Origin of the sequence: Sporanaerobium hydrogeniformans, from assembly GCF_002735925.1 — a bacterium.
Classification (GTDB): Bacteria; Bacillota; Clostridia; order Lachnospirales; family Cellulosilyticaceae; genus Sporanaerobium; species Sporanaerobium hydrogeniformans.
Genome location: NZ_PEDL01000002.1, coordinates 161659 through 186274, shown reverse-complemented (window position 1 = coordinate 186274; position 24616 = coordinate 161659). Strand labels below are relative to the sequence as shown.

26 protein-coding genes are annotated in these 24616 nt (G+C 34.9%); 5 read left to right on the top strand and 21 right to left on the bottom strand.

The features are described 5' to 3' along the window. Positions 1-189: 189 nt before the first annotated feature. The 6 genes from rhaM to CS063_RS03765 all read right to left on the bottom strand — a co-directional run bounded on the left by rhaM (position 190) and on the right by CS063_RS03765 (position 5896). Positions 190-501, bottom strand: coding sequence for an L-rhamnose mutarotase (gene rhaM, locus CS063_RS03790; RefSeq protein WP_099448353.1), 312 nt, complete (start codon positions 499-501; stop codon positions 190-192). Between the two features lie 18 nt (positions 502-519). After that, positions 520-1710, bottom strand: a complete 1191-nt coding sequence (locus tag CS063_RS03785; RefSeq protein ID WP_308415420.1) for a uroporphyrinogen decarboxylase family protein — start codon at positions 1708-1710, stop codon at positions 520-522. 222 nt (positions 1711-1932) lie between these two features. Then, positions 1933-2328 carry a hypothetical protein gene (locus tag CS063_RS17820; protein ID WP_099448352.1) on the bottom strand — a complete coding sequence of 132 codons (396 nt, stop codon included), beginning with the start codon at positions 2326-2328 and terminating at the stop codon, positions 1933-1935. A 412-nt stretch (positions 2329-2740) separates the two neighbouring features. Next, the gene (locus tag CS063_RS03775) at positions 2741-2977 is read right to left on the bottom strand and encodes a DUF4372 domain-containing protein (protein WP_099448351.1); all 237 of its coding nucleotides are present in this window, start codon (positions 2975-2977) and stop codon (positions 2741-2743) included. Positions 2978-3185: 208 nt separating this feature from the next. Next, positions 3186-4625 carry an MFS transporter gene (locus tag CS063_RS03770; RefSeq protein WP_308415419.1) on the bottom strand — a complete coding sequence of 480 codons (1440 nt, stop codon included), beginning with the start codon at positions 4623-4625 and terminating at the stop codon, positions 3186-3188. Between the two features lie 146 nt (positions 4626-4771). After that, positions 4772-5896, bottom strand: a complete 1125-nt coding sequence (locus tag CS063_RS03765; RefSeq protein ID WP_099448350.1) for a uroporphyrinogen decarboxylase family protein — start codon at positions 5894-5896, stop codon at positions 4772-4774. Between the two features lie 117 nt (positions 5897-6013). Between CS063_RS03765 and CS063_RS03760 the strand changes: the two genes are divergently transcribed. Beyond that, the gene (locus CS063_RS03760) at positions 6014-6925 is read left to right on the top strand and encodes an AraC family transcriptional regulator (RefSeq protein WP_099448349.1); all 912 of its coding nucleotides are present in this window, start codon (positions 6014-6016) and stop codon (positions 6923-6925) included. A gap of 45 nt (positions 6926-6970) precedes the next feature. Here CS063_RS03760 and CS063_RS03755 read toward each other — a convergent pair whose 3' ends face one another. Then, the gene (locus CS063_RS03755; protein WP_099448348.1) at positions 6971-7189 is read right to left on the bottom strand and encodes a hypothetical protein; all 219 of its coding nucleotides are present in this window, start codon (positions 7187-7189) and stop codon (positions 6971-6973) included. A 326-nt stretch (positions 7190-7515) separates the two neighbouring features. On the opposite strand from CS063_RS03755, the gene CS063_RS03750 reads away from it, so the two are divergent. Next, positions 7516-9159 (top strand): recombinase family protein, encoded by a 1644-nt coding sequence (locus tag CS063_RS03750; protein WP_099448347.1) that lies wholly within the window; start codon positions 7516-7518, stop codon positions 9157-9159. On the opposite strand, the gene CS063_RS03745 is transcribed toward CS063_RS03750, so the two are convergent. Both CS063_RS03745 and CS063_RS03740 read right to left on the bottom strand, forming a co-directional pair. Then, on the bottom strand, positions 9156-9755 hold the full coding sequence (locus CS063_RS03745; RefSeq protein WP_099448346.1) for an ABC transporter ATP-binding protein: 600 nt from the start codon (positions 9753-9755) through the stop codon (positions 9156-9158). The two genes, CS063_RS03750 and CS063_RS03745, sit on opposite strands and share 4 nt — an antisense overlap. Positions 9756-9936: 181 nt before the next feature. Further along, positions 9937-11124: an aminotransferase-like domain-containing protein gene (locus CS063_RS03740; protein ID WP_099448345.1), complete on the bottom strand. Its 1188-nt coding sequence runs from the start codon at positions 11122-11124 to the stop codon at positions 9937-9939. A gap of 120 nt (positions 11125-11244) precedes the next feature. Here CS063_RS03740 and yfcE point away from each other — a divergent pair, with 120 nt between their 5' ends. Both yfcE and CS063_RS03730 read left to right on the top strand, forming a co-directional pair. Then, positions 11245-11787 (top strand): phosphodiesterase, encoded by a 543-nt coding sequence (yfcE, locus tag CS063_RS03735; protein WP_099448344.1) that lies wholly within the window; start codon positions 11245-11247, stop codon positions 11785-11787. An 81-nt stretch (positions 11788-11868) separates the two neighbouring features. After that, complete coding sequence (locus tag CS063_RS03730; RefSeq protein WP_099448343.1) at positions 11869-12609, top strand: peptidylprolyl isomerase; 741 nt, start codon at positions 11869-11871, stop codon at positions 12607-12609. Positions 12610-12684: 75 nt separating this feature from the next. On the opposite strand, the gene CS063_RS03725 is transcribed toward CS063_RS03730, so the two are convergent. The 9 genes from CS063_RS03725 to CS063_RS03685 form a co-directional block, all read right to left on the bottom strand. Beyond that, positions 12685-13161 carry a pyridoxamine 5'-phosphate oxidase family protein gene (locus tag CS063_RS03725; RefSeq protein WP_099448342.1) on the bottom strand — a complete coding sequence of 159 codons (477 nt, stop codon included), beginning with the start codon at positions 13159-13161 and terminating at the stop codon, positions 12685-12687. A 64-nt stretch (positions 13162-13225) separates the two neighbouring features. Then, a complete protein-coding gene (locus CS063_RS03720; protein WP_099448341.1) occupies positions 13226-13876 on the bottom strand; it encodes an HAD family hydrolase in 651 nt (216 codons plus the stop codon). Positions 13877-13899: 23 nt separating this feature from the next. After that, a complete protein-coding gene (sfsA, locus tag CS063_RS03715) occupies positions 13900-14604 on the bottom strand; it encodes a DNA/RNA nuclease SfsA (protein ID WP_099448340.1) in 705 nt (234 codons plus the stop codon). 29 nt (positions 14605-14633) lie between these two features. Next, the gene (gene hpt / locus CS063_RS03710; protein WP_099448339.1) at positions 14634-15173 is read right to left on the bottom strand and encodes a hypoxanthine phosphoribosyltransferase; all 540 of its coding nucleotides are present in this window, start codon (positions 15171-15173) and stop codon (positions 14634-14636) included. Between the two features lie 21 nt (positions 15174-15194). Then, positions 15195-16778, bottom strand: a complete 1584-nt coding sequence (locus tag CS063_RS03705) for an NAD(P)/FAD-dependent oxidoreductase (RefSeq protein ID WP_099448338.1) — start codon at positions 16776-16778, stop codon at positions 15195-15197. A gap of 3 nt (positions 16779-16781) precedes the next feature. Then, the gene (locus tag CS063_RS03700) at positions 16782-18020 is read right to left on the bottom strand and encodes a BaiN/RdsA family NAD(P)/FAD-dependent oxidoreductase (protein WP_099448337.1); all 1239 of its coding nucleotides are present in this window, start codon (positions 18018-18020) and stop codon (positions 16782-16784) included. 55 nt (positions 18021-18075) lie between these two features. Continuing rightward, a complete protein-coding gene (locus tag CS063_RS03695; RefSeq protein WP_099448336.1) occupies positions 18076-18717 on the bottom strand; it encodes a hypothetical protein in 642 nt (213 codons plus the stop codon). Between the two features lie 98 nt (positions 18718-18815). Next, a complete protein-coding gene (locus tag CS063_RS03690) occupies positions 18816-20471 on the bottom strand; it encodes a putative polysaccharide biosynthesis protein (RefSeq protein WP_099448335.1) in 1656 nt (551 codons plus the stop codon). A gap of 122 nt (positions 20472-20593) precedes the next feature. Further along, positions 20594-21049, bottom strand: coding sequence for a metal-dependent transcriptional regulator (locus CS063_RS03685; protein ID WP_099448334.1), 456 nt, complete (start codon positions 21047-21049; stop codon positions 20594-20596). 162 nt (positions 21050-21211) lie between these two features. Here CS063_RS03685 and CS063_RS03680 point away from each other — a divergent pair, with 162 nt between their 5' ends. Further along, a complete protein-coding gene (locus CS063_RS03680; protein ID WP_099448333.1) occupies positions 21212-22093 on the top strand; it encodes a DegV family protein in 882 nt (293 codons plus the stop codon). Positions 22094-22188: 95 nt separating this feature from the next. On the opposite strand, the gene CS063_RS03675 is transcribed toward CS063_RS03680, so the two are convergent. The 3 genes from CS063_RS03675 to sdaAB form a co-directional block, all read right to left on the bottom strand. Further along, complete coding sequence (locus CS063_RS03675; RefSeq protein ID WP_099448332.1) at positions 22189-22866, bottom strand: hypothetical protein; 678 nt, start codon at positions 22864-22866, stop codon at positions 22189-22191. A 66-nt stretch (positions 22867-22932) separates the two neighbouring features. Then, complete coding sequence (gene sdaAA / locus CS063_RS03670) at positions 22933-23802, bottom strand: L-serine ammonia-lyase, iron-sulfur-dependent, subunit alpha (RefSeq protein ID WP_099448331.1); 870 nt, start codon at positions 23800-23802, stop codon at positions 22933-22935. A gap of 28 nt (positions 23803-23830) precedes the next feature. Continuing rightward, positions 23831-24499, bottom strand: a complete 669-nt coding sequence (gene sdaAB, locus CS063_RS03665; protein ID WP_099448330.1) for an L-serine ammonia-lyase, iron-sulfur-dependent subunit beta — start codon at positions 24497-24499, stop codon at positions 23831-23833. Positions 24500-24616: the final 117 nt, after the last annotated feature.

Here is a 24616-nt window from a genome sequence, read left to right as displayed (position 1 = left end):
TTTCCATTCTACGAACCTATTTATCATAAGTTTTTTTCTATAAACTACTGATAATCTCTCAAGTATTTAAAAAATACGACTTAAAAAGCCGCCTAGATAAATAAATATTCTTGTAAAATAAGAACATCTATTTATCTAGACGGCTTTTTGTTCATGTACCTATCCATTCAAGAAAAACAGACTTCACCATTAATCTAAATGAAATAAAACTTTTAAATCCTTACAAACAGGACTATTATCTGCATTTGTTTCCATAATATCAGCCATAAAATCCCACCATTTACGATTAATAGGTGTATCTGCACTTCTACTCCATTTTTCTTCATCCTCTATTTCAATATAACCATAAAGTATCAAACTCTCTGGATCTAATGAAATGGTATAATTTTTACCACCATGCTCATGAATCATATCAATCATCTCAGGCCACAATTCATTATGTCTTTTCTCATACTCTGCTTCCATTCCCGGATAAAGTTTCATTTTAAAGGTTTTTATCATTTTATTGCTCTCCTTTACTTATAAATCTGCTCCACATTGTTCCATCACTTGTTTTAATTTTTGAATATAATATTGATAATCCTCTAAAGACGTTGAAGGAGCTACTTGATGATCTGAGCCAGGTAAAAATCCACCTTGTCGAATGATAGGCAGTAGACGCTCAAATTCTTGATCAATTGCCTCTTTTCCTTTTGCTATTTCTAATTTGTTAAAACTTCCTATAAATTTAAGTCGAGGAAACATTTGTCTTACTTTGACAATATCCATTCCTGCATTCACATCCATAGGCAAAAATCCATCTACACCCGCTTCTATAAAATAAGGAATCATGATCTCAAAACAACCATCTGTATCGACAAATACATTATCTACTCCATGTTCCTTGAACATCGGAATAAGCTTTTTATAATAAGATAGTACAAATTCTTCAAAAATATCTGGAGATACCATAGGACCATTTTTACCACTCATATCTTCCATCAAATAAAGTACATCTGGCTTCAATAAATCAATCACTTTCAATAACTGATTCGAGTAGACTTCAAATATAAAATCATTGATATCCTTCATCAGTTCCGGTTCATCATAAAAATTGTACATATGCGCTTCGATTCCCATCAGCTCTCTAGGCACCCAGAAAAATCCTTCAATATTTAGACGAATAGAATAGTCTCCTTTTTCATGACCTTCTACGAGATGACCGTAAGCCTGTTGAATTTGCTCATCAGAATAATACTGTTCTAGCTCCTTACGGGCATGTTCTTTTAATTTATCCCAATCTTCTTGAGTACTAATCACTGGTTTATACTCTAACTCAAACTCTGATGTTGAATACTTTATAACCTGTCTTCCAAAAAGATCTTGTTTAATCACATGCTCTGCTGTTTCTTCAATTACTTTTTCCTCAAAACGTCTAAAAGGCAACACAAAATGAACTCTCATTACGGGATCAAATCCTAGATACCTTTCATAGTTCATGACCCCTTCTCCCCATTTTCCAATGAGATACTTTTCTGATTGATTGGATTTATTGCCTACAATATCATTGGTAATATCCTTCGCTCCATCCGCAATATCTGTTGGCATCCCTTCTTTTTTAAAACGTTCAGTTGTCAGTGCCCAAGGATAAAATGTTTCTGTGACTGCACCTCTCCCTTCTGGCTTACCAAAGTTTAACGTTTGTCTTTGCCTTTCTCTTGCTGTAATCATACTATACCCTCCTCTTATCAAGTATCTTATTATTTCGCTATATACTTTTATCACTGATTTTATTATATCGATTTATCATTGTATTCAACATGTAATAATCAAATTTTTTTATATAATATACAAAACAATTGGTTATCTCTTAATACGCTACTTAACCTATTTTCTATCTAATCATGTTATTAATAAGTAATAGACCAAATATTATTTTAATACAGATTCTTGTTAACTAAATTTAATATATCTGTTTTCAAAGTTTTCATCTATTCCATATTTGTCTAATTCGAAAGGTTTAAATCCTATACTATAGGCTGGAGACTTTTCATCTAATCTGAAGTCACACTTATCACTATCTAAAAACAAAGGATTTGCATACATGGAATGCATATCAAATCCTATATCTTGCCATTCTTTCAAATTATAATAGTATGTTTCGCTTCCTAAAGGTCTCATGTGTACAATAGCCTTAAAAGCATCTTTATCATTAAAGAACAGATTATAATCTATCTCTTTTAACCATTTTCCTTTCATAGGAGGTCCTATAAGCTCATAGATGGCTCCATCTGCTGCTGACTTTTTAAAATCAATATCTACTTCTGGATTATCAAACTGCGTATTCATGACTATAATATTTCTTCTAAATATATCCTCATTATCTTCGTAACCTATATGGAAACCAGGTGGATTCGCACAATTAATAAATATATTATTTTCAATGATTCTATAGTTTCCTTCCCTCAGCTTAATGCCTATACCTATGCAAAGGTTATTATAAATATGGTAATTAGATGAACCATCATCTAAATCAATTCTCCCCCCCTTGTAATCTTCAAATCGATTATTCCTAATAATGGTCGTATGCTTTGCATCTAATAATACATTTCCTGACCTATGTGAGGCTGGTCCATGAGATTGTTCTAAACACCAAAATCTATCCCTTCCCCATGAATTAAAAGGTCCATGATCTCCTGTTTCTTTAACGGTATCATGAATGTCATTATACTCTATAACATGACCTCCCCATGTTCCATCATTAATACTGATACGTTGTCAATAAAATGGACAACGTATCAGTATCTTGAATACTTTGATTTAAGTCTCTTAATCCATCATGTTCACAAATATGAAAGTAAATCATACTGGCTAAATGATGATGGGTATAAAACGAGCGTATTTTGAAGTCAGAGTTAAGCTTAACAGCACATGCCTGAAATAATTTCCAGTCAATATAACCTGTAAATTTTTCAAATAAAGTAATATAATTATCCATGGTCAGTGTCCTTCTTTCGGGTGATATGATGTGGTAATTATATTTAACCCTAAGGTACTGACTATTTTCATGTCTAAACTTATGGAAATTTATTTTAGTAGCCGTCAATGGAAATAAAAGTTAGTAACTAAATAGTAATGATATTTATATTATGTTAAAGATCTTCATCTATAAACTATAATATAAATTTGCTTTAGGGGAAAAAGTTTTAGATAACTGTCCCATCTTCACAATTTACCTGAACATGTGCTGTTTGTATAAAAAATTGAATGTATCCAATAGTCATTAAAATCATTATAAAACCTAGCAGATTAAGTACTTGTTGTGCATAAAGTTCTCGTCCCATTAACATAAAGGGATTATGTTGTAAATAATCTAAAATACATCCACCAATTAATGAAATAAAGAAACCAAACATGCCAGACAAAGAAGAAAGTATAGTCAGCTGAATAACCCTTTTATCTTTTTCCAGAAATTCCAACTGTATACCAAATAATCCAGGTCCAATAAATGTCCACCCTAATGCTGCAAAAAAAGTACTTATAATCGTCATTCTATAAGCATTACTCGGTACTGTACAGGCAATCATGAGTTGACTTATTCCTAAAGCAAAAAGTACATATTTCAAAATTCTCGCCATACCATAAGTATCTGCTAACTTCCCTAGCTTAGGCGTCAAACAAACACGCATCATATTAGATAAAAAGCCTACCATCATGATAAAAGTATAAGGAAGCTGTAGTTCTTTAATCTGATAACTGGCATTAAATGGTAAGGCTATATAAAAAGATAACATCCATAAAAAATTTAAGGAAATAGCTTTTCTAAAATGAGAGGATTTTAAAGCTTCTTTCAAGCCTGTCCATAAACTTTCTCCCTTATATTCTGTTTCTGATTCATGGAGTCTTTTTACCATTCTGCCATGTATTTCTTTCCCTTCTCTATTGAGATAAGCAAGTTTTGGTTCTTTCATCTTGGATAAACAAATAAAGTTAACCGCTACAAGAAGCAAAATTAGACTACCTAGCAAACTAAATCCTACTATAATATTGTCTTTCTTAAAATAATCTAAAATCATACCACTCAGTAGCATAATGGTAGCCACTACTCCTACTGCTACACTGTCTTTTGTTGCCAAATACCTTCCTCTTACTTGATTAGGCACAAGACTAGCAATCCAATCCTGTGTAGCCGGTGTCCCTATTTGTACAAAAATTTGCGCTATACAATAGAAAATAATAATTAAACCCATTTTTAAAGTGAGAGGAATAGTTAGTAAAGGAACAAAATACATCCATACGAAAAATAGACGTTGTAAAGCTGTAAAACATACAAAAAATTTATATTTTTTGAGTTTCATTACATAACCTAATGTTAGAAGCTGAAAAAGTGCTACAAAGCTCCCTAAAGAAGTAATCACACCAATATTAGCATCTGATATGCCTACATAAGCCATTAATGCAACTAAAAAGGTGCCTCCTGCCAGTTGAACAATGGTTTGTGCCGCTGCATCACTTATTGTAAAATAAAATCTACTTTTTTTGAGTTCTTGTTCATTTTCTGGTATAGCCATGAAATAAACTTTTCTTGCCCTTCCTAATGTGTAATTCACCACTAATTTCATATTTTCCATACTTCTTCTAAGCATTATTCTACTAAGCTCCTGTCTTATATTAAAAAATTTACTATTCAGTCCCTTTATAAGACCCATAACTTAGAATATATACTATTTAATATCATTTTTAAATTATATTTATTTACAATAATAAATATAATTTTTAGGTATTGTGTATGTTAAAAAGAGGCTACCTTTATTTCTTTGATTTTCTCAATATAATACTGAACTAATTCAAAACGAGTCCCTGGCATCAAGCGATGATCCGGACAAGGTAAAAATCCTCCTAATTTTACGAGTTTTTCTATCCGTTTGAGTTCCTCATCAACAGCGCCTTTATCCTCCCTCAGTACAAGCTTATTTACTCCTCCTACACCTCGAAGTTCTTTTCCAAAATGGGTTCTTGCCTTTTCAAACTGGTCTCCCCATGTTCCTATTTCTATCGGAAATAATGTATTGACCCCATTTTTAAACCATATGGGTTGGAGGGCTTCTGTTACCCCATCACAATCCAGTGAAATAATGTCAATGCCATAAGAACGTACTAAGTCATTTCTCTTTTTATAGTGCTTGCCACAAAGCTCTTCAAACATACTGGGTGAAAGAAGAGGACCATTTTTAAAGCAGATATCTTCCCAATAATGAGCAAAATCAAATTTTGCTCCTGTCTTTAATACTTCTTCTGTACATTGATACTGCATTTCTGCATAAGTATCTACAATTTCTTGTAAAAGCTCAAAATCATCACACATTAAGTAACTCATCCCCACAACGGAAAGCATGTCACGAATGGAACCAAAGATGCTTCCTAAATTGAGCCCTACTGGTCCCGTTTTTTCTTCTCGGTTAAATTCTTTCTCAAAATACGCATAAGGGATACGCTCAGGTTTAAATTGCATTTTTTCCTTATAAAGACTTTCAAATGCTTCTCTATCTTTGAGTTGATAGTCATCTTCTGCAGGAATGGATTCAATCCCTTCCTTAACTCTCTCAATTAAACCCTGATAATTTTGAACTCTTAAAAAACCATTGGGTAATTTCTCTAAAATTTTACGTTCAAAGGCTGGATAGAGACCTACTTCCCCACTTTTAATGTTTTGCCAGTTAAAATCCCATCCTAGTAGGCGATCTAATTCTTTATCGGCTTCGTTAGAATCGCGAATACTTCTACTAAGCTCTTTTGAAATATGTCCTTGCTCTGCCCATTCTTCTAAAAGTTCACTCCAATAGCCAAAGTGAACAGCAGGCATCCTATCTACCGGTTTAAATTGTAAAATATTGAGTGCACGTTCTGTATTGTTCATGTGTTTTCTCCCTTTTTATGTTATAATTTTCTATAGATTGAGTATAACTTTTTTTAGACAATAAACCATGTTATTTGGTAGATACTTTTTGTAATTAGGAAAGAGAGTGAATAGCCCATGATTCAAGAAATTGACATTCATAAAATCTCCCCTTATATTCGATTTATTAATCATTTTCATTGTAAAGGGGGAGAAAAACTCCCTCAACGTATTATTTATGATTATGAACTCATCTATTGCTTACAGGGAAAAGCCTCTATTCATTATGACAATCAAGACTATAGTCTAGAAAAAGGGGATTTATTTTATTTAAAACCTCATATTCCCAATAGCTTATTTGTATCACCACACGACCAGTTTGAAGCCCACTGCGTCCATTTTGATTGGACACTTTTAGATGAACAATTCAATTTTACAGTGGAAGAAACCTATTTAAATCCACAATTTGCACTTGATAATCCTCAACTTTATCATCAATTGGTTCAAAGACCCTCTTATCAGGTTTCTGATTTTTACATGCCTATTCTTTTAAAAGGCCTAGATGAACAGTTCATTGCTCCTTATTTTAAAGAACTTTATTATACCTCTAAGCAGCAAGGTGTTAGTAGGCGTATAAAAGAGCGTGCTCTTTTCTTAGAAATTATTAGCTATATCATGCAATACCGATTAACTGACCATGGTGTCATTAAGCAGCACCGTCATCAATCCACAATCAGTGCAGCAATTGACTATATGTATACCCATTACAGTGAAGAACTCACTACTTATCAACTGGCACAAGTTATTCACTTATCACCCAAATACTTTGGCTCCCTTTTTCTTAAGATCACAGGAAAAACAGTGCAAACCTATTTATGTGAAATCCGCATTGAACAGGCAAAAAAACAGTTAATTGAAACACCCTATAGTATTGAACAAATTGCACTTTCAGTAGGATTTAAAGATGTGTTTTATTTTACGAAATGCTTTACAAAAAAAGAAGGTATTTCCCCAGGGAAATACCGAAATATTTCAAATATGATTTATTAATAATTCATTTGTACGATAAAATATAGATATTACTTATAACTATACCTAATCATCTACTTTTATTTTATCTAAAATCTGTAACTTCTCTTGATAAGATAGAGGTTGTTGATTTAAATAACTTTCAATAAAGTTTACCTGCCAGTTTATAGCTGCATCTTTAAATTTTTCTATAGCATCTTTCGCATTCAAAGATATTCCTGAAATTTCATCCAATCTTGATAAGTCATCTACCGCTAAATCAGCAAACCTAAAAATAATATTCATGCTGATCCCCCCTGATTATCTTTTAATTTAAAATATGAATGAGATATATTGTCTTATTCTTATAACTCTCTATTAACAGCTGTAAAAAATACATCCTAATTATTTTTTGCTTTAACACAACTTATAGTTATATACATATTCTTCCAGTTTATTATTTACACTCTCAATTTATAGTTGTATAATTTTTATATTATTAAGATATTTTACTTAATATTAATCTTACCTGAGCATTTAAAACAACATCAAGGCATGGTGGTATCATTTATAAAATATACCGTCATGCCTTATTATAATTGTTTGCTATCATTTTATTTGAGAGGTGATCTATGCTATATGTAGGTATTTATTCAAGAAAAAGCAAATTTACTGGCAAAGGAGAATCTATAGAAAATCAAATTGAAATGGGAACTTCCTATGCTAAATCTCATTTTCATGACCAAGATATAAAGATTGTTGTTTATGAGGATGAAGGATTTACGGGTGCTAATACAGATAGGCCAGAATTTAAAAGGCTTATGAAAGATGTTGCTAATAAAAAGTTAAATGTACTTATATGTTATCGTTTAGATCGAATCTCACGTAATGTGGCTGACTTCTCATCTACACTTACTACTTTAGAGAATAATAATGTGGCATTTATTAGTATTAGAGAACAGTTCGATACTTCTACGCCTATGGGCCGTGCCATGATGTATATTGCAAGTGTATTTGCCCAATTAGAGCGTGAAACAATTGCAGAACGTATTAGAGACAATATGATACAACTTGCCCGTACCGGCAGATGGTTAGGAGGCGTAACCCCCTTAGGGTTTCGCAGTGAGCAAGTTATAACAACAGATGAAAGTGGCAAAACAAGAAAACAACATCGCTTAGTTGTTGAGCCAGAGGAAATAAAAAAGGTAAAGCTCTTTTTTGATAAATTCCTTGAATTGGGAAGTGTGATTAAACTGGAAAGTTATCTTATCGATCATGCTATCAAAACGAAAAAGGAAAAGTATTTTGACCTTACCTCCCTTAAATTTATACTAACTAATCCTACTTATCTCACTGCAGACTCTACTTCTTACGAGTATTTTAAAAATAAAGGTTGTGAAATTTATAGGCACCTTAGTGAGTTTGATGGAACAAAAGGAATCATGGTATATAATCGAACGAATCAAAGTAAACATACAACCATAAAAAATGACATAACATCTTGGGTTATTGCAATTGGTGAGCATCCTGCTATCTTACCTAGTAAAGATTGGATAGCGGTACAAATTAAAATGGAACAAAATAGTGATAAAAGTTTTAGAAAGGTTCATAATCAAGAAGCTCTTCTTCCTGGCGTATTAAGGTGTGGCAACTGTGGGAGCTACATGCGGCCTAAAAGTAGCCGAATGAGTGCAGATGGGAGTACCCATCATTACTATTACATCTGTGAGTTAAAAGAAAAGAGTCATGGTAAGAAATGTAATATCAATAATATCACGGGCCATAAGCTTGATAGCATTTTAATGAAAGAGCTCAAAAAACTTAGTCAGTCCTCTTCTACACTAGCCGATAAAATCAACTTAGATAACTTGAGAAATACCACTGAACCAAGTGACCTAAATAAAGAAATAGAAAAGCTAAAAAAACATATTGCTGATAATGAAATTTTAATTGATAATCTTCTTACTACTTTGGGAGCTACTAAAAACTCTCCCGCTAGCAATTATATATTGAATAAAGTTAACCTACTTGGCAATGAAATAAGTACACTTTACGCTCAAATAAATAAATTGGAAGAGCAAAGGATCAAAACTACTATGAATACCTTTAATTTAGATTTGATGTCTTCTACACTTAAACATTTTGCTGATAATGTAGACCACGCTACCACCTATCAAAAAAGAGAGATGATCAAGCAGATGATTGATAAGGCAACATGGGATGGCGAAAACCTACTACTTGATATTTGGGGAGATGCCTCCTTAGGGGAGCTCTAAAAATGTTTCCATTTCAATGAGATTGCTTCTGAGATATCATGTGTTACAAGAACAGCCTCCTTATGCTCGTTTTTAATAATTTTATAAATATCATCACTTACTAAGAGCCGCGTTTGATAGTCTAAAGCCGAAAAAGGCTCATCCAGTAATAAAATATCAGGATTTGTAGCTAATGTCCGTATAAGTGCCACTCTCTGACGCATTCCTCCTGATAGCTCTTTTGGAAAACGACTTCGAAACTCCCATAAATCATACATTTTTAATAATCTCTCTATCTTTTGCATAGACTCCTGGGTTTTAGCATGTTGGATTTCTAGTCCCAATGTAATATTGTCAATGATTGTACGCCACTCTAATAGATGGTCCTTTTGAAACATATAGCCAATTTTACCATCTATTTTTACTTCGCCACTGGTTGGTTCAATAAGATTTGTTAGTAAATTTAAAATAGTAGATTTACCACTTCCTGAAGGACCTAATATGGCTAAAATTTTCCCCTTTTGCAAGGTTAGATTTACATCTTTTAATACACTAATTTCTCCATCATCGGTATAAAAATTTTTATATACATGTTTAATTTCAATAATATTAGTCATTCATCCACCTCCCCCTTGCACCTTTTTCTGGTGTCCTTGGAAATCACTCCTTGCTATATAGTATTAAAAGTGTAAAAAGGAAGTGCTTGTTTGCTTAGTTTTTATAGCTTTCTGTCAAAAAAACAAAAAAAAGCGTGTTGCAAAAACAAATCATCTGTTCTGCAACACGCTTTTTTATTTCTTAAAGTTCATGGGTCATTTTACCTAATATTTCAATTCCTTTAATGATTTGTTCATCAGTAGGTGTAGAGAAATTCATTCTGAAAGATTGCGTAGGCGTTCCTTCTACAATTGAAAAAGCTGACCCAGGTACAACAGCAACCTTATATTCTTTTACAGCTCTTGTACAGAATTCTACCATATCTACACCGTCTGGAAGTGTACACCAGATAAAGAGACCACCTTGAGGCCGTGTATAGGTCACACATTTTGCAAAATGCTTATCCATCTCTCCTAACATGAGTTCACATTTGTGCTTATAAATAGCCTTCAGTTTTTGAAGGTGCCCTGCCATATCACGTGTAGTCATAAATTCATGACAAATCATTTGTGCCAAAATATTGGAGTGAACATCCGTACATTGTTTAGCCACAATAATTTTAGCGACTATTTCCTGATGGCCAACTAAATAGCCTACACGCATACCAGGTGCTAATACCTTTGAAAAACTTCCTACATAGATGACAATACCTTCTGTATCCATTGATTTAATAGAAGGAATATCTTCACCTGCAAAACGTAAGTCCCCATAAGGATTATCTTCTAAAATAATAAGATGACGTGCCTTGGCAATCTCATAAAGCGCTTTACGCTTTTCATAGCTCATGGTTTTACCAGTAGGGTTTTGGAAGTTAGGAATGACATAGATAAAACGAGTATTAGGATTTGCATCCACTGCTTTTTCTAAAGCTGCCATATTCATCCCATCCTCCTCCATTTCTACTCCTACAAGATTAGCTTTATAAGAGCGAAAGGAGTTAAGAGAACCAATAAATGAAGGGTCTTCACAAATAACAGTATCTCCTTCATTACACAGCACCTTACAAGTTAATTCCATCCCTTGCTGAGCACCAGAAACCACAATGAGCTCATCAAAGCTTTTACCTATTCCATAGCGCGATGCTACAAAATCTTTTAACGTATCGCGAAGAGCTGGATATCCCTCTGTTAAGGAGTATTGAAGCGCTGCGATGGGATTATTTGTTAAAATCTCTTGAGAGATTGCTGCAATTTCTTCTTTTGGAAAAGCTTCTGGGGCAGGATTTCCTGCTGCTAAAGAAATAACAGAAGGATCAGAAGACATTTTTAAAATTTCACGGATAGCGGATGGCTGTAAACCGGACATACGATTAGAAAATAAATAATTCATTATTTAGCACCTACTTTATATTATAGTCTGAATTCATTAACTAATATTGTAACATATTGTAAGATGAATGCAAACAGTAATATAATAAAGATAACTTCAGTATAGAAAGGAAATGCACAAATGAAATATATGATTCTTTCAGATATTCATGGTTCTGAAACTTGTCTCCAAAAAGCTCTTAGTCACTTTGAAGACGGTCATTTTGATTTTTTAATCCTTTTAGGAGATATTCTTTATCATGGTCCTCGTAATCCTCTTCCTGAGGGCCATAATCCTTCAGGTGTAGTGACTCGTCTCAATGCATATGCCAAGCAAATCTTTGCTTGCCGTGGTAACTGTGAGGCGGAAGTAGATCAGATGCTTTTAAACTTTCCTTGTTTAAGTGATTATACTTTCATTGTAGATGAAGGAATTCGTCTCTTTGCAACTCATGGTCATCTCTATAACCCGCAGGAGCTTCCTCCATTAGAAGGAACAGCTCTTTTCCTATATGGTCATACGCATTTATGGGAAATACGCAAAGAAAAAGATATATGCATCTGTAACCCTGGCTCCCTTTCACTACCTAAAGAAGGTCGTCCGGCTACCTATGGTGTTTATGAAAACCATACCATTAGCATTTATACCTTAGATGGAAAACTTTTAGCTTCAGAAACTTTCTAGCTCTTTTCCTTTTTCTTTAATAATGTTAAACTAGCTCTAAGGACATAACTTGTCCACTCATTTAAAAGGAGATTTCTATCTATGGAAAACAAAATACTGGCTGTCGTAGACGGTCGCAACATTACAGATGCCGACCTTTATGAATTATTACAATCAATTGGTCAAGGTGCTTCTCAATTTCAGAGCCCAGAAGGCCAAAAACAACTTGTCAATGAACTTGTTATGCAAGAATTACTTTACTCAGATGCACTTAGCCAAGACTTTGACAAAGAACCTGCCTACTTACAAGCTCTTGAACGTATGAAAAAATCATTACTCAAACAATATGCTATGAATAAATTGCTTACAGCTGTACACGTTTCAGCTGAAGAGGTGAAAGCTTACTACGAAGCACACAAAGATGCTTTCAAAACACCAGAAACAGCTTCTGCTTCTCATATTTTAGTAGCTACCGAGGATGAGGCAACACATATTTTAACTGAAATTCAAAACGGTTTAGCTTTTGATGAGGCTGCTAAAAAATATTCTACCTGCCCTTCTAGTGCTCAAGGCGGGGCTTTAGGTGAATTCACACGCGGCCGCATGGTACCCGAATTTGATAAGGCTGTTTTTGCTATGACACCTGGTGAAATAGCTGGACCTATCCAAACTCAATTTGGCTATCACCTTATTCAGCTAGACCAACTCGTTAAAGAAGGGGAAGCTGATTTTGAAGCAGTTAAAGCAAAAGCTTCTGAGCAATGCCTTCTTGCAAAACGTCAAGACATTTATATTCAAAAGCAAGAAGAACTTCAAAAGATTTATAACGTAGAAATTAAATAACTTATAAGAGGCACCCCTTATTTATTTCCATACAAAGTAGTGTATGAAAAACAAATGAGCGGTGCCTCCTTAGCTTTATTTTCTTCTTGCTTTAGCACTGATGGCTGTTACGGTAACCTTAAATACTGCAACTCCTTTTGCATGTTTATCCTCAAAAACAAAAGTTTTGCCTGTTATATGCTTCATCATGACATTAAGAGCCTTTTTCTTCTCTTCTAACTCTTCAATAAAAGTAACTTCTCCCTCTGCAATAACGCTGGCAAATAAAAAACTATACCTGCAAGCTATATCTCCCTCTATCAATTGATGCTCACCGTCTAGTTCTAAACATACTACTGGATTTTCTTGTAAAATATCTAGTTTTCTTCCTCTGAGGGCGCTATGAAAATAAAATTCAAATCGTCCTTCTTGATAGGTATACCCAAAATTAAGCGGAACTATATAAGGTTTTCCTTGTTCCACCATAGCCATTCGGCATACTTTACATGCATCAATTATTTTTAGTATCTCTGTAACATCTGTTATCTCCCTATCTGCTCTTCTCATTTTCATGTTTACTCCCCTTCCTCCTTTTAAAATATAGTTCTATCTATTACCTTTTTCATTCTAGAAAGATTTATTCTAAAATATGCCTTTCTAATTCCTTTGGTGAAGCTACAAGCGCTTTAGCCCCTGCCTCTAGAAGCTCTTTCTTTGTACGAAAACCCCATAACACACCTATACTTGGAAGCTCAGCACGTGCTGCCGTTTCTATATCTACATTCGAATCTCCTATGTAAACACACTGATTTTTGGGAATCTTTAAATATTCAATACAGTCTAAAACTCCTGTAGGATCTGGTTTAGTAGGAATGCCTTGTCTTTGACCATAGGTACAGGCTATAAGGTCACCAAATACATCGTTTACCAATTCCACAGCATAAGCATGAGGTTTATTGGTAATCACAGCACAACTCACCTCATTCTCCTTTAACTTCTTAAGAAGTGGTAGGATTCCTTCATAGGGCTTAGTCTTATCTTGACTATGTATACCATAATAAGCATCAAAGCTGGCCTTTACCTTTAAAATTATTTCTTCTTGTCTACTTTCTGGTGGCAAGGCTCTTTCGACGAGTTTATAGACTCCATTTCCCACATAAGTCTTATAGGCTTCTATAGGATGCTCCTTAAAGCCATGCTCTCTCAAAGCTACATTGGTAGCATCTGCTAAATCTTCTAATGTATTAAGAAGTGTACCATCTAAATCAAATAATGCTAATGTATACATATCCTTTCTCCTTTCCTTTAGCCTCACACATCGTCTAATATGACTTTTATCGGTTTCCCTAAACTAAGACTTGTAGGCTCTACTTTACAGTCATACGCAAGTATTTTTACCCCTAACGCCTCAGCCTCTTTTAAACAAGCTGCAAATTCAGGATGTCTTGCTGTATGAGGTGTAAAATAGGCTACCTCACTCATTTGAATAACAAATAGAATATAGCATTTATAACCTACCCTATAAGCATCCATAAGCTCACGTATATGTTTAACGCCTCTTTCAGTAGGTGCATCAGGAAACAGTACATGATTCTCTTCTTCTAGTGTGACACCCTTAACTTCTATAAAAGCCTTTTCACTTTGTGTCTCTAAATAAAAATCAAAGCGTGAGGTACCATAGACCTTCTCTCTTTTAATCACTTTTAAAATCTTCTCTAAATCAGGTAAATATACTCTTCCAGCATTTAATGCTTCATAAACAACTTGATTAGGGGCTTGTGAGTCCATATTAATAAGCCTTCTGCCTTTTTGTACAGCAATAAGGGTATACTTTGTTTTACGCTGAGGATTCATACTTTCCTCTAAATAAACTTTAGCTCCTGGAACTAATAATTCTTTACAGCGCCCAGTATTTTTGACATGAACCTTTTCTCTTTTACCCTCTATCTCGCAAAAGGCAATAAAACGATTGGGGCGCTCTAAAAAAATGGCTTCTCTCACCTTTTCATATTTCATGTCTTTTCCTCACCTTTAACTTACTCTTTTTAATGGCTGTATACTTCTCTTTTAAGAACCCCTACAAAAGGTAAATTTCTATACTTTTCTGCATAGTCAATGCCATATCCTACAATAAACTCATCGGGTACTTCAAAACCACAATAATCAATTTGTATGGATTGCTTACGTCCTGCTGGTTTATCTAGTAAGGTGCAAATTTTTACACTGGCTGGTTTACGACTTTGTAGTACATCCTTTAAGTAATTCAAGGTTAAACCGCTATCTACAATGTCTTCTACAATTAGAAGATGTTTCCCCTCTGCACTTTGCTCCAAATCTTTTAAAATACGCACAACACCTGATGAAGATGCTGCATTCCCATAACTTGATACCACCATGAAATCCATATTTAAAGGTAAATTAATCTTTCTCACAAGATCACTCGTGAAAATATTAGATCCCTTTAAAATCCCTATAACAAGGAGCTCTTTTCCTTGATAATCCTTTGTAATTTGTTGACCTAGCTCATTTAGTCTTGCTTCTAATTGTTCCTCTGAGAATAATATTTTTTCAATGTCACGTTTCATTTTTCTGCTCCTTTTCTTGATTTACTGCGTTTTTTTATAATAGTGAATAATGGCTTCTGCTACTTCAATACCATCTACAGCAGCAGATGTAATTCCTCCTGCATAACCTGCACCTTCTCCTGCTGGATACAGTCCTCTAATGTTACTTTGATAAAGTTTATCCCTTAAGAGACGTACTGGTGAGGAGCTACGGGTTTCAAAACCTGTAAGAACGGCATCAGGATGGTCAAAGTTTTTAATTTTCTTACCAAATTCTACAAGGGCTTCCTCAAGAGCTTCCCCCATAAAATCAGGTAGTTCACTTCTCAAATTGGTAAAGGCTACTCCCGGCTTATAACTTGGCTGCACCAAGCCAAACTCAGTTGTGGGACGTCCTTTTAAAAAATCACCTACACGCTGAACGGGTGCTTGATAATTTTTTCCTCCTAAACGATACGCTAGATTCTCAAAATAACGTTGCAACTTTATACCTGCCAGAGGATGGTCATCTTCGTAATCTTTAGGTACTACATTAACCAGAATACCACTATTCGCATTTATACCATCCCTTGCGTGTTCACTCATTCCATTCGTTACTACCCCACCTTCTTCAGAAGCTGATGCAATAACATACCCACCTGGACACATACAAAAACTATAAACTGTACGTCCATTTTCACAATGATGAACCAGTTTATATTCAGCTGCTCCTAACTTTGGATGCTCCTTTACCTTACCATATTGAGCTTCATTTATCCATTCTTGCAAATGCTCAATACGCATGCCTATGGAAAAGGGTTTTTGTTCCATGTATAAATGAGCATTATAAAGCATTTCAAAAGTATCCCTTGCACTATGCCCAATGGCTATCACACATACCTGTGTTTTCACTTCTTCATCATTTAAATAAATAGCCTCCAACTGATTGTCTTTTACCTTTACTCCAGTAAGCGTTGTTTCAAATCGAAACTCTCCCCCTAATTCAATAATACGCTCTCTGAGGTTTTTGACAACCCCTCTAAGTACATCTGTCCCTACATGAGGTTTACTTTTATAGAGAATATCTGATGGCGCACCACTTTCTACAAGTTCTTCTAATACTTTTCGACATCTTTTATTTTTAATTTGAGTAGTGAGCTTACCATCTGAAAAGGTACCTGCTCCTCCTTCTCCAAACTGGACATTGGAGTTAGGCTGAAGGATACCTTCTTGCCAAAAGTGGGCAATATCCTTTACTCTATCTTCTACCTTTTTACCTCTCTCAACAACAAGAGGTTTATAACCACATTGAGCAAGAAGTAATGCTGCAAATAAACCACAGGGACCACTTCCCACAACTACTGGCCGGTGCACTAACTCCTTTTCTCCACTTTCTGGATAAACATATCCCTCATAAGCAACTTGAATTTGTGGATATTTTTTTAAGAGCTGAGCCTCTCTAGGTGTTTCAATATCCACTGTATAAACAAGACGTATCTCTTCTTTCTTTCTTGCATCAATCGCTTCTTTAAAGAGGGTATAACTCTTAATATCACTTGGTTTTATTTTTAACTTTTTAGCTACTTTTAGAGAAATATCCTTGCTATCTTCCTCTAAGGTCAGTTTAATATCTTGTACACGTATCATGCCTTACTCCTCATTTTTTCTACTGGCACTTAATCCGGCTAGATAACCCGAAGACCATGCCCATTGTAAATTAAAACCACCACAATCTCCATCTATATCTAAAACCTCTCCTGCCAAATAAAGTCCTTTTGCTTTTTTAGAGGCCATGGTCTCAAGGTCAATTTCATCAATAGAAATACCTCCTGCTGTAGCTTGGGCATGCTTGAAACTACGCGTGCCTTGAATCTTAAAGCAAAATGCTTTCATTCCTTCTACCAAACGCATAATTTCCTCATATTCCAACCCCTCACAAGAACGATGTATGGAGGTTATCTCTGCATATTTCATTAAAGCTAATACCAAACGTTTATGCAGAAAACCAATAAAAAGCTCTTCTATAGAACGCTCCGGATGCCTAGCAATGCGTTCATAAATTTTACTTACTAAGTCCTCTAATGGTTCCTCTGGAAATAAGTCTAGTTTCACCTCGCAACTTTGCTTCTTAAGACTTGCTTCTCCTGCTAAACGACTCAGCTGAAAAATAGGTGGACCGGAAAGGCCATCTTCTGTGAAAAGTACTTCTCCATACTCCTTTCTTCTTTCTTTATCTGCTATCCAAATAGCTGCTTTTGCCTTAATTTTTGTTCCTTTTAACATTTTGCAATAAGGTGCATTAGAAACAAGATGAACAAGTGTAGGAAAAGGCTTAATCACACTATGCCCAACTGGTTTTAAAAGCATATAGCCTTCCTCACTACATCCAAAGCTTAACCCACCTGCTAAACCACCTGTTGCCCAAATGACTTTTGGTGCTTTATATGTAGCTCCATCTTCCGCCGTAAGTTCCCACACTTCCTCCTTTTGCTTTAAACGAATTACATGCGTATCTGTTTGCTCCTTCACACCCTGATGTTTCATCTCCATACGTAAAACATCTAATACACTGGAAGCTTGTTCAGAAAGAGGATATACCTTTTTTCCTTCTATAAGTGGGACAATACCAAGTTCTTCAAAAAAAATCCTTGTCCTAGTTGCATCTAAATCATTAAGAGGATAGGAAAAATCAGCTTTTCCACTGGTATGGTACCATCTTTTTTCAATTTCTATATTGGTTAAATTACAACGTCCATTACCCGTAACAAGTAACTTCTTACCCACACGATTTAAGCGTTCTAGAAGTAATACTTCAGCTCCTTGCCTAGCTGCTACAATGCTAGCAATCATGCCTGCTGCTCCACCACCTACTACAATAATATCTACCATCTTTTCATCCTTTCCATTTATTTCTACGGGAATAAGGCTGCCTTTTTAGGCAGCCTTATTCTCCTTCATAAGATTGTAAAATTGTTTCTATATAAGTTGCATTCTTAAGTAGCTTTTCTCTTTCTTGGGATGTGATATGAATTTCCTCTTTTAAGAGAGCACTATAGGTTTGCCTTGAAAATTGATTGACATCTATTCCTAATTTGATAAATTGATTGGCTTCTCCTCTTTCAATAATACAGAGTACACCATCTTGAATACCTAACGTATAATGAGGTTCTACACTAGAACCTTTTACTACTTTTTGAAGGACAACTTTTTCTTCTGTAAATTTTATAATCTCACAAGGATTAAACTTTTGCTTTAATGTTTTTTCATCATAGCTTATAAGTGTTAGTGGATCTAAACTTTGAGTTTCGACAAGTCTCCCCGTTTCATCTATAAGCATTAGCTCAATAGAAGTCATAGACTTAATGGTTATCTGTTTTATATCTGGCAATACAGCCTGTTCTTTTATCCCCTGTTCCTTAATGTTCTGACTTCCCACCTCTCTAGCTACTTGTCCTAGTCCTTGAGGTGCTCCATATTCTGGTTCAGGTGTTACTTTTCTCATTATAAAGTACGTCACAAAAAAGACGATAAAAAACACTCCTATGCCAATCCCTAACAGCATAAAGTACTCCTTTTTCTTAAACATAATTCACTTCCTTAAATGGAATATAATCTCTTTATTAGAATTATGTCTAAATGTTCAATTTTTTATACATTTTCACATATCTTTTTCTACTACTTTATTTATTCTTTATTTAAAAAATGAATAAGCTTCTTTCCTCCAGGTAAATAAAGTAAATCTTGTTTTGTAATAGTACCTGTCTTTAAACCTACAATAAAATACGTAAGCATTGCTACTGGAATAACAAAAAGCATGCTCCATTTAGAGCCATCTAAAATCTTCTCTACCAAGACGTAAACAAGCATTGAAATAATCCCCATCACTATACTGCTACCCAATGGCTTTAAAAGCAACTTTCTCCAATTGAAACGAAGGTGTAAAAGCTTACTTAAATAGCGTATGTTCAGAAGTGCATAAATAAAATAACAAAGTGCTGTACTATGAATAAAGCCGTAAATATTTAAAATAGGAATAGAAAGGGCTATGCTATTTAAAACTACCTTTATAAAACATGCAATTAATGCATTAAAAGTAGCCACTTGTGGCCTACCCATTCCTTGTAAAATCCCCGCACTTAATTGGGCTAAAGTGATGAAAATAAGTCCGATACCTCCTGCTGCTAATAGCTTTCCTCCTGTAGGATTGCTAAGAATAAGTGCAATAATCGGTTCTCCAAAAAGTAAGAAAGCAATGCTACAAGGAGTTGCTACTAATAAACCTATTTTAAAGATCAGTTTTGTCTTATGACGCACCTCTTTATAATTTCCCACCGACATAGCAGCTGCTATAGCAGGTACGGCAGCTGCCGCCAACTGTAAAACCAAGCTAATAGGAATATTGATAAAGGTCGTATATTGAAAGCCAAACTGTCCCAAAAGCTTTGCTACAATCTCATTTGTTTCTAGATTAGACGCCTGAGCTATAGGAATATAATCTGCCATACCCCTTGCTTTTAAGCTATCAATTGACTGAGGTAGGAATTTTGTGATCATACTTTGATCAATAGTGGTCATAACTGAAAATACCGATGTAGTTATGACCATAGGTACCATAATAACCATAAGCTTTTTTAAAATGATCCAGGTGCTTTCATAGGTAGTGTTCTGGCTACGACCTATTTGCTGTTTTAAAGCGGGTCTTTGCTTATAATAAATAAATAAAAGAACGATAAAACCAGCTAGCGCACCTATGCCTGTTCCCAAAGTACTCCCTGTAGCTCCTGCTGTTAAAGAAATACCTACCATCATGTATGCTAGAGCAACACTAAAAATAACATTAAAAATTTGTTCTATAACCTGTGAAATAGCTGTAGGCGTCATATGATTACGTCCCTGAAAGTACCCTCGCATAATAGCAATTACGGTGGCAATCACAACTGTTGGTGCAAGAGCTTGTATAGGCATCACTACATCTTGCTCTGGGAAAAAGGTACGTGCAATCCAAGGTGCTCCTACTGCCATTAAAAAGGCTAGTAAGCCTGCTAATAAAGTAAAATACCTTAGCGTAATCTGATAGACACGATGGGCATCACGATAAGCACCAATAGCTTCTCTTTCAGCTACTAACTTTGAAAGCGCTCCTGGCATAGCAATAGCTGTTAAAGCTAATATATTTGCATAAATAGAATAGGCTACATTATATAGGGCATTCCCTTCATCTCCAATGATGTTTGTAATGGGAATTCGATACAATAAACCTATGATTCGACTAACAAAAATACCTATACTTAAAATCATAGCACCTTTCATAAGGCTTTGTGAACTTTTTTTCTCTTCCATAACTTCCTCTATTTTTTTTATAATTATTAACAATTTTTATGTACTTAACACATTTTAGCACATTTCCTGTGGGAATACATCTTAATTTTTGTTAACAAAAAAAGAATAGCCAGGACTATTCTTTAAAGACGCTCATTTTCAGGAAGAGGTGGTAGGAGTTGATTTTTAATATTTTTTTTAAGAAGGATATGGTAACGCTCTGTAACCTCAGGATATTGACGGTTAAAAAGCATAAATTTTTCGATATTTTCTAACGTCTCATAAGATAAATATTGTTCCATGGCTTCTTTTTCTGTTTCTTTATTAATCTGAACTTGTAAGAAATCTAAAAATTCTTCAATTAATTGACCTCTTGCAATAAGATACTTAGCCATTTCTTTACCTTGATCTGTTATTTTAAGTGGTTGATAGGGAGAATAAACAATATATTTTTGGTAATGCATACGTTGCAAAGCTTGAATGGTTTTTTGAAGTGGCTGATTCATTTGCTTTGCAATATCTGTACTTTTTAATTCTTTATCCGCCTCCATCATTCTATAAAGGCACATGAGATATTTTTCTAAACTTGAAGATAGCATCTATGTTCCCCCTTCTAATCATCACTACAGTAAATATATGCAAAACAATTCTTCAAAAGAACTGCTTCTATTTGAAAATAAGTTTTATTTTATGAATTGACAGTCTCTAGTAATGCATATTAATATGGGGAGGAGGACAATTTAATAAAAGGAGGTGAATGTATGTCTGAAATTGTACTACTAAGTGATAGTTCCTGTGACCTTCCTGAGCTTCTCGTTAAGGAATATAATGTTCAAATTATTCCTTTTTATGTGTCTTTTGACCAGACGACTTATTATAAAGAAATAACAGAGTTAACTATACCTGATTTTTACGCCAAGCTTCGCAAAGAGAAAATCTTTCCTAAAACATCTCTACCTGCTATTAATGATTATGTAGAAACTTTTAAGCCTCTAGTAGCAGCTGGTAAAAGTATTATTTGTGTCAACTTATCTGCTCATTTTAGTGGTTCTCATAATGCCGCTTTAAATGCTCGTGAACTTATTTTAGAAAATTATCCCAATGCGCAAATTGCAATTATTAATTCATTAAATGCTACGGCAGGCCAAGGCTTATTGGTCCAAGAAATTGGACGGATGATTGCTGATGGCTTACCTTTTGACACAATTGTACAAACAGCTGAAAAACTTAGAGAAAGCGCACGTATTTTCTTCTTTGTTGAGTCACTGGATTATCTAGAACATGGTGGACGCATCGGCAAGGCTGCTGCACTACTTGGCAGCATGCTCAATGTTAAACCACTTATCTACTTACAAGATGGGCTTTTATTTCCAGGTGGCAAAGTACGCGGTATTAAAAAAGCCATGGCTAAACTCATCGAAGATACTGCTAAGTATATAGCAGGGCAACCTGAAGCCTTTCATATTGCTTTTGCTCATGCTGATAACCTGAAGTATGCAGAGCAACTTGCCAAAGACCTTTCTTCTGCTCTTGGTGTCACTTTTAACAATCCTTATACCTTAATCGGAACTACTATTGGGGTTAATACAGGACCAGATGTAGGAGGAATCTGCCTTATTAAAAAATATGAACAATATCTTTAAAAAATTTTATCTATTAACATAATAAAAATAAGTGTTACTCCATCTTAAAGGATAAGTAGCACTTATTTTTATGTTTTAAACAATCTAATGTCTTCCTAAATCTTTTCACTAAAACCACTAAATCCGTATAACACAGCTAAAAATCCTAAGACTTCACTGACTGTAAAAGGTGCAAAAGTATGTAATAGAGGTAAATAGTAAGTTAGCCCATCAAGTAGCAGGATTAACTGCGCTAAAATAAGTATAAAAAGCTTCACTCTTATTTCGATATGCTTATGCCTTAGCATCCCTAATACACATAGTAAAATAGCAACTCCAACAAAGATACTTTGAACACTAGCTAACCAAGCCTCATAAGGTGGCAAAAGTTGTAATATATATCCATAATATTTTCCTTGTATAATGCGTGTTGGTTGCTTTACAATAAGCCATAAATAAAATAGTATCCATGGAATAAAGAAGGCTAAGTACTTCCCGTAATGCCATCTTTCACGATAAAAAGGTGTCACATACCATATTGCTGAAGCTGTTGTCATTGTAAGTCCTATACTCGTAGCAAAATAAAATATTCTTAAATGAACAAGTTGTTCGTAGCTTGGACTATCTCCATAAACAATTAATGTAAAATAGCGTAGCAAGGAAAAGGTAAATAACCCAAAACATATGCTCCTTAAAAGCTTATATGGATTTTTAAGTATATTCTTCATATTGCAAAGCACCACACCTATTGCTAGGATACAAGTTCCAATTAACAAGACATACCCCTGCACCATTTCATCATCCCCTTTTTTATTAATTTATGGGGCATGCCTTCCTTTTAGAACATCTCTTCTCTTATTTTAAAAAATACCTTTGCAGAGCTGACAGGCTGTTGGCGTAGCAGCCACACCTCCCATAGCTGTCTCACGTAGTTCACTTGGCATACTTTTACCTACCTTGTACATAGCTTCTACTGTTTCATCAAAAGGAATCAGGTGACGAATACCACTTAAAGTCATTTCTGCACTAATTAAAGCATTAGACGCCCCCATGGCATTACGTTTTTGACAGGGTGCTTCTACAAGCCCAGCAATGGGATCACAAACTAAGCCTAAAATATTCGTAAGTGCTGTAGAAGCTGCATCTAAGCATTCCCTTGGACTACCTCCCATTAATTCACATAGAGCTGCTGCTGCCATAGCCGAAGCTGCACCTACCTCTGCCTGACACCCGCCTTCAGCTCCAGATACCGTAGCATTTAATGTAATCAAATACCCTACTGCTCCTGCATTAAAAAGTGCCTGAACCATAACCTCGTCTTCTAAGGCATATTCTTCTTGTATGGCCAAAAGTACACCTGGAATAACGCCAGAAGACCCAGCTGTTGGAGCTGCTACAATAAGTCCCATTGAACTATTCACTTCCAAAACGCCCACTGCATAGCTAATAGCTTTCGCCATTAAACTGCCGCATACAGTTTTACCCTCTTCATAGCGTTTATAGAGTCTTTTTGCTTCTCCTCCTAAAAGCCCCCCCATTGACTTTAAGTCTTTTTCAAGAGGTAAATGCGTTGCCCTTTTCATGATCGCATAGGCATGCTTCATCCTCTCCCATACCTTTTCTTGAGAGAGATGAAATAATGTCATCTCTCTTTCAAGCATTGCTTCAGATAAACTTTTATTTTTCACTTCACAGTATTCAAGCAATTCTACTGCATTTCTAAAGTCCATGTTGGTCTCCTTCTTAACTTTCGATCTTCTACAAATGAATAAGCTTCGCATTATATATAGCAGGGTTTGCTTCAATAGCTTTTAGTACTTCCTTTGTTAATGGTTCGTCTGCTTCAATAATAGTTGATGCTATCGTTCCTTTTTGCTCTCTATAAAGACGCATATAAGCAATATTAATCTCATATTTACTAAGACACTGGCTTATATGTGCTACCACCCCTGGTTTATCTTGATGTATGATAAAAAGTGTATAATATTCTCCTGTAAAGAAAACTTCTATGCCATTTACTTTATCTACACGAATGGCTCCTCCTCCAATTGAAGCTCCTGTTAAACTAATATGCTCTCCTTTACCTCCTTTTACAATAATTTCTACAGTATTAGGATGCTTATAGTGCTTACTGTCATTGATCTCAAAACGATAATAAAGTCCCGCCTCCCTTGCATAGTTAAAAGCTTCCTTGATTCGTTCATCTTCCTCTTCCATACCTAATAGCCCTGCAACTAAAGCTTTATCCGTTCCATGTCCTTTATATGTTTTAGCAAAAGATCCATAAAGTACAAAGGTGACTTCTTTAATAGGCTGTGGTGCCAGTTTATACATCACTCGAGCTAGTCTTAACGCACCTGCTGTATGAGAACTCGAGGGTCCTATCATATTAGGACCAATAATGTCAAATACACTCATTACTTTCATTGTCGTTCCTCATTCTTTTTTTAATCTATTTCTTTCTAGTATGCCCTATTCTAACTTGAAATCATTCATCAAAAAAAGGAGAAAGCACAAGGCTTCTCCCATCTTTTCTACTACTTT